Origin of the sequence: Roseateles sp., from assembly GCF_039929605.1 — a bacterium.
GTDB lineage: Bacteria > Pseudomonadota > Gammaproteobacteria > Burkholderiales > Burkholderiaceae_C > Pelomonas.
The window spans coordinates 1-4,281 of the sequence record NZ_JBDSQX010000197.1 but is presented as its reverse complement, the minus strand read 5'-3'; the positions used below and the strand labels follow the sequence as shown (position 1 = coordinate 4,281).

The following is a 4,281-nucleotide window of genomic DNA, read 5'->3' as shown; positions in this document are numbered from 1 at the left end:
GTGCTGCGCAGCACGCGCTGCGACGCTGGCCCGGTCATGGATCTGCCCGGTCTGTTGCCCAGCGCCGGCGCGCTGAGCCCGGTCAAGGCCAGGGTCGAGTTGATCCTGGCCTTGCTGGGAGGCTGATCAGTTGCGGCGACGGGCGCGCAGGCCGACAACACCCAGGCCAGCCAGCAACATCGCGATGCTGGTGGGTTCCGGCACGGCCGAGACGCCCTGGTTGACCAGGTCATTGCCGTCGTAGGCGAAGACGAAGAACTGGTTGTCGTATTGGGTGGCGACCTTGCTGCCATTGGCGGCCACGGCGCCCAGGAAGTCGTTGTCGTTGGCCAGGTAGAGGGTGTGCTTGAGCACGCCGCCAACCATGATGTCTTGGCCGAAGCTGATGCCTTCGAGCTTGGACGGGATCTGAGCGTCCGAGAAGCCCGCGTTGTTCAGCGCGACCTTGATGTCGAGGAACTGGCTGCCGGCGATGGCAACGTCGGGTTGGGTGCGAAGGTCGGCAATGCCACTGACCTCGGTGGCGCCGGTGAGGTCGAGCTTGACCAACTGTTTGACCTTGGCAATTGAGCCAGGCGAGCCGTCGCCCAGGCCCTTGCCGTCGCGCTCGAGCACGAGCAACTCGTGGTCGTTCAGCGCCAGTAGTTCGCTGCTGTTATAGGCCTTGCCGCCCATGACGTTGTTGAACGCGAATTGGCTGACGGCGCCCGAGGCGATGTCGATCTTGACGATGCGGTTGAAGGAGCCGCCATCACCGCCATCCTGGATCAGCGGGCTCTGCATGAAGCCAAACAGCGTCTTGCCATCGGGCGAGATGGCCAGACCTTCCATGCCCTTGTTGGTTACGCGTCCGCTGGAGTTCTTGAACTCGACGTCCTTGCTGGCGCTGAGGTTGCTGATGGCGAAGCTGTTCGGCAGCGAAAAGCTGCGCGTGCGCTGACCGGTGGTGCGGTTGAACTGATAGACGTACGGGCCGTACTCATCGGCAATGAAGACGCTCTTGCCGTCGTTGGAGACGCGGATGCCTTCGGTATCCAGGCGCGCATTGGCCGGGTTGGTGGACAAGCCCTGAGCGAAGTTGTCCGAACGGCCAGAGAAGTAGTAGGTGCCATTGGCCTGCAGGGCGCTGCTGGCCACCAGGCCGGTGGTGGTCGGAGCGACCGCGCCGTAGTTCAGCGCGGTGCTGCTGGAGAGCAGCGTGGTGCTCTTCAGCGTCGGGGTGAGGGTGAAGGGCAGCGCGGCGCCAGCGGCGTTGGCCACCAGGTCCATCTGCAGCGTATGGAAGCGGGGAATGTAGGAGGTGGTGTCGTCTAACGCCGAGTTCCATGCAACCGCATTCGGGCCGCGGTCGGGCAGGGCGAGGAAGGTGTTGCCACCGGCCCAGGCGAAGCCTGAGCCCATGCCACCCAGCAGGCTGGCGGACGCGCCGTTTTCCAGCGTGTAGTTCAGCCCCGACATGTCGCTGAGCGAGCCGCTCAGGCTGCCCGTGGCGATCAGCACAGGTTGCGCAGCTTGGCTGCTGCCGGCAAGCGCCAGCAGGGCCGTGGCAAGGGCTGTGAGAAGGAAATTGGGGTGCATCGCGGGTCTCCGGGTGTGTTTGGAAAACCCGTGATGCTGGCTGGCCGGCATGACGCAGTCGTGACGGATGTCACGAACAGCGCGAGCCGGCGGGGATCAGACGATGGTCAGCGTGACGTCGACGTTGCCGCGCGTGGCGTTCGAGTAGGGGCAGACCTCGTGGGCCGTAGCCACCAGGGCTTCCAGCGCTGCGCGTTCCATGCCCGGCACGGAAATCTTCATGTCGACCTGGATGCCGAAGGCGCCGGGCTTGTTGGCGTGCGGGCCGATGGTGACGTCTGACGTGATGGAGACCTCGGCGGGCAGGCTGATCTTCTGCTTGCCGGCGACGGCCTTCATCGCGCCGATGAAGCAGGCGGAATAGCCGGCAGCGAAGAGCTGCTCGGGGTTGGTACCGGTGGCGCCGTTGCCGCCCAGTTCCTTGGGCGTGGTCAGCGCGAGGTCCAGCACGCCGTCGGACGACTTGGCAGTGCCGGCGCGGCCGCCGGTGGCAGTGGCGGTGGCGGTGTAGAGGGCTTTTTCGATGGCCATGGTGGCTCCTTTGGGGTGGTGGTGGGTGGGGGAAGGAATCAGTCGCCGCTCGCCTTGGCGAATCGGGCGCGCAGCTCGTGCAGACGTTGAGTCAGCGTGACGAGTTCATCCAGCTCGCAGGCACTGGCGCAGGCGAGCTGTTCGGGGATATTCAGAGCCTTGGCGCGCAGTTTGCGGCCGGCCGTTGTCAGGAAGAGGTCGACGCGGCGTTCATCGTCAGTTGCGCGGCAGCGCTCGACGTGGCCCAGCGCCTCCAGGCGCTTGAGCAGCGGCGTCAGCGTGCCGGAGTCGAGCGACAGGCGCTGGCCGAGCGCGGACACGCTCAGGCCATCGGCCTCCCATAGCACCAGCATGACGAGGTACTGTGGATAGGTCAGGCCCAACGGCGCGAGCAGCGGCTTGTAGAGCTTGGTCATGGCCAGCGAGCTGCTGTAGAGCGCAAAGCACAGCTGACGGTCCAGTTGCAGCCATTGCGCGCGCGAGTCGTCGCGGGAGTCGCCAGTGTTGGATGCCTTGCTGCGTGCCATGGCTGATAATGTAGTTGGCAATTTAATTGTGAACAAGTTAAATGGTCATTTACTGCCATCTCTTGCGCGACAGAGGACGGTAGATCGATCTGCGAGGATGCGCCACCCCAATCAATGACGAGGAGAGAGACATGCCGATGGTCGCAATCGTGCTGGCGGCGCTGGTGGCGCTGCTGCACGTGTATTTCCTGGTGCTGGAAATGTTCTTCTGGACCAAGCCGCTGGGCCGCAAGGCCTTCGGGCTGAAGGCCGATTTCGCCGAGCAGAGCAAGACGCTGGCGGCCAACCAGGGGCTCTACAACGGCTTTCTCGCTGCTGGACTGGCCTGGGGCCTGATGCAGGGCGTTGCCGGCGCAGGCAAGCCGTGGCTGGTGTTCTTCCTCGGCTGCGTCATCGTGGCCGGCGTGTACGGCGCGGCCACGGTGTCACGCAAGATCCTGTTCGTGCAGGCGGTGCCGGCCGCGCTGGCGCTGGCAGCCGTGCTGGCGCTCTAGCAGCTCTAGGACAACGCCTCGATCTGCTCGCCCAGCGCCAGCCAACGCGCCTCGTCGGCTTCGAGCTGGTCACTGATCGCCTTCAGCCGCTTGCCCATCTCGGCGATGGCCGATGCAGCCGCGCCTTCGGCGAGCTGGGCTTCCAGCGCCTTGCGCTCCTCGGCCAGCGCGTGCATGCGCTTGTCGATGGCTTCCATCTCCTTGCGCAGCGGCCGCGTCTGCTCGGCGAGCTTGGAGCGCGCCTGGCCTGAGGCCTTGCGGTCCTCCCGCGCGGCGGGCGCAGGCGCCGGTGCCGGGGCAGCGGCTGCAACCACTTTGGCGGCGGGCGCCGCCGCTTGCTTCTTGGCCGCGCGGGCGGCTTCCTTGCTCTGGTCGAGCAGCCAGCGCTGGTAGTCGTCCAGGTCGCCGTCGAAAGGCTTGACCACACCGTCGGCCACCAGCCAGAACTCGTCGCAGACCTCGCGCAGCAGGGCGCGGTCGTGGCTGACCAACATGACCGTGCCCTCGAACTCGTTGAGCGCCATCGACAGCGCCTCGCGGGTGTTCAGGTCCAGGTGGTTGGTGGGCTCGTCCAGCAGCAGCAGGTTGGGGCGCTGCCACACCAGCATCGCGAGCACCAACCGCGCCTTCTCGCCGCCGGACAGGCTACCGACCTGCTGGTTGACCATCTCGCCGGTGAAGCGGAACTGGCCGAGGAAGTCGCGCAGCTCCTGCTCTCTTCCAGCCGGGCCCACTTCGCGGGCCAGCCTCACCATGTGTTCCAGCGGGCCTTCGTCCAGGCGCAGCACGTCCAGCTCCTGCTGGGCGAAGTAGCCGATGGACAGGCCCTTGCCCTGGGTCAGCGTGCCGGCCAGCGCGGGTTGCGTGCCGGCAATCGTCTTGACCAGCGTGGACTTGCCCTGGCCGTTGGCGCCCAGGATGCCGATGCGCTGGCCGGCCAGCACCGAACGGTCGATGTCGCGCACGATGGTGGTGGTGCCGTAGCCGACCGACATCTCGTCGAACATCAGCATCGGGTTGGGCAGGTTGAGCGGCTCGCGGAACTCGAAATTGAAGTCGGCTGACGCGAGCACTGGCGCCAATCGCTCCATGCGCTCCAGCGCTTTCACGCGGCTCTGCGCCTGCTTGGCCTTGCTGGCCTTGGCCTTGAA

General features: G+C 65.9%; 5 protein-coding genes. 1 reads left to right on the top strand and 4 read right to left on the bottom strand.

Translation table 11 applies throughout. The features are described from left to right. Positions 1-126: 126 nt before the first annotated feature. The 3 genes from ABIS05_RS26775 to ABIS05_RS26765 all read right to left on the bottom strand — a co-directional run bounded on the left by ABIS05_RS26775 (position 127) and on the right by ABIS05_RS26765 (position 2,636). A complete protein-coding gene (locus ABIS05_RS26775) occupies positions 127-1,578 on the bottom strand; it encodes an esterase-like activity of phytase family protein (protein ID WP_348010806.1) in 1,452 nt (483 codons plus the stop codon). Between the two features lie 96 nt (positions 1,579-1,674). Beyond that, entirely contained in the window at positions 1,675-2,109 is a 435-nt protein-coding gene (locus tag ABIS05_RS26770; protein ID WP_348010805.1) for an organic hydroperoxide resistance protein, read from the bottom strand. 38 nt (positions 2,110-2,147) lie between these two features. Continuing rightward, positions 2,148-2,636, bottom strand: a complete 489-nt coding sequence (locus ABIS05_RS26765; RefSeq protein WP_348010804.1) for a MarR family transcriptional regulator — start codon at positions 2,634-2,636, stop codon at positions 2,148-2,150. Between the two features lie 131 nt (positions 2,637-2,767). Here ABIS05_RS26765 and ABIS05_RS26760 point away from each other — a divergent pair, with 131 nt between their 5' ends. Then, the gene (locus ABIS05_RS26760) at positions 2,768-3,130 is read left to right on the top strand and encodes a DUF1304 domain-containing protein (RefSeq protein WP_348010803.1); all 363 of its coding nucleotides are present in this window, start codon (positions 2,768-2,770) and stop codon (positions 3,128-3,130) included. Positions 3,131-3,135: 5 nt separating this feature from the next. Here the strand turns inward: ABIS05_RS26760 and ABIS05_RS26755 are convergent. Continuing rightward, a partial coding sequence (locus ABIS05_RS26755; RefSeq protein WP_348010802.1) for an ATP-binding cassette domain-containing protein occupies positions 3,136-4,281 on the bottom strand: 1,146 nt, incomplete at its 5' end.

Coding starts and splice junctions, on each gene's coding strand:
- ABIS05_RS26765 (WP_348010804.1), bottom strand. CDS start 2,636: ATGGCACGCAGCAAGGCATCCAACACTGGCGACTCCCGCGACGACTCG.
- ABIS05_RS26770 (WP_348010805.1), bottom strand. CDS start 2,109: ATGGCCATCGAAAAAGCCCTCTACACCGCCACCGCCACTGCCACCGGC.
- ABIS05_RS26775 (WP_348010806.1), bottom strand. CDS start 1,578: ATGCACCCCAATTTCCTTCTCACAGCCCTTGCCACGGCCCTGCTGGCG.
- ABIS05_RS26760 (WP_348010803.1), top strand. CDS start 2,768: ATGCCGATGGTCGCAATCGTGCTGGCGGCGCTGGTGGCGCTGCTGCAC.